2 protein-coding genes are annotated in these 1,180 nt (G+C 35.7%); both read left to right on the top strand.

Annotated elements, in window-relative coordinates; translation table 11 throughout:
* Window positions 1-386: 386 nt before the first annotated feature.
* Window positions 387-662, top strand: coding sequence for an HU family DNA-binding protein (locus L2748_RS23995; RefSeq protein WP_220783095.1), 276 nt, complete (start codon window positions 387-389; stop codon window positions 660-662).
* A gap of 148 nt (window positions 663-810) precedes the next feature.
* Window positions 811-1,086: a hypothetical protein gene (locus L2748_RS23990; protein ID WP_220783096.1), complete on the top strand. Its 276-nt coding sequence runs from the start codon at window positions 811-813 to the stop codon at window positions 1,084-1,086.
* Window positions 1,087-1,180: the final 94 nt, after the last annotated feature.

Here is a 1,180-nt window from a genome sequence, read left to right as displayed (position 1 = left end):
GATCGAGGTACCATTAAAGCTACACCCTAATTTTATGATGCCGATATTAAGTTAAGATAGCAGGTATCAATATACGAGTGTTTTTCGATACTAACTTTGAAGCGCTACATAATTAAACTTTCACTAACAAACAATTTTATTCTTTAGCAGAAGAATTGTATCTGAGAGATAAGGTCCCCTCAAATCTTAGCGGCGAGTTCTAAGTTTGCGACAGAACCTAATATTATTAACAATGCCACTTCACTCCCTCATAGCTACAGACACACCTCCAATAGGATTTTTTTCTCAAAATAAGACGTTCAACACGCAACAAAACTAATGTTATTGTCTCCATCTGACATTTGGTGCATGTTACTGGAAAATAATACTTCCTTATGGATTTAAATATGACAAAAACAGAACTTGTAGCAAAAATAGCGGCAGATAGCGAAATAACAACCAAAGAAGCAGATGCAGCGTTAAGGGCACTGATAGGTGCGATCACTGACACCCTTAAAGCTGAGGAAGAAGTCTCGTTAGTTGGCTTTGGTACATTTAAAGTAACAAAACGTGCAGAGCGTATTGGTCGCAACCCTCAAACAGGCCAACAAATGACCATCCCTGCAAAAAACAGCCCAGGCTTCAAAGCAGGTAAATTGTTAAAAGATGCGTTAAACACCTAATACCTCTATGAAAGGTGCCTCTAGACGCCTTTCATTCTCGACTAAAAGCAATAAAAAGTCTAAGCCTATGGGTAATTAATCAAGAACCTTTGCAAGCCAACTTAGACTTTAAGTAATCCAAGACATTTTATTATTACGGAAAAGCCCAGTGTCAGATTTTTTTGATGTACAAACTCATGCACAAAATTTAAAAGTTGCGGCTCTAGAGTTAGAGTTAAAAATTATAGAATTACAATCATTTCAAGAGAGAGTAACCACTCTCTTAAAAAACAGTAATACAGAAAAAGATGAATTCAAAGAGTTAAATATTGAGCGCCAGACTCAAATGGAAGTATTAAACAAGATGGTTGAAGGGCTTAAATTAGACATAACCACAATAGGGCGTTTGACTCATGTTAATAGCAGCCAATGTTCTACTTCATAATGACAATCAACATTAATATACTTAGATTGACATACTTTCGTTTATAAAAAGTGCATTTTAAATATCAATAACACCATATCCCCGTTCATTCGTA

This window comes from Shewanella sairae (assembly GCF_023283535.1).
GTDB classification, from domain to species: Bacteria; Pseudomonadota; Gammaproteobacteria; order Enterobacterales; family Shewanellaceae; genus Shewanella; species Shewanella sairae.
Note: the sequence above shows the minus strand (reverse complement) of the source record. Positions and strands in the feature narration are given on the sequence as shown.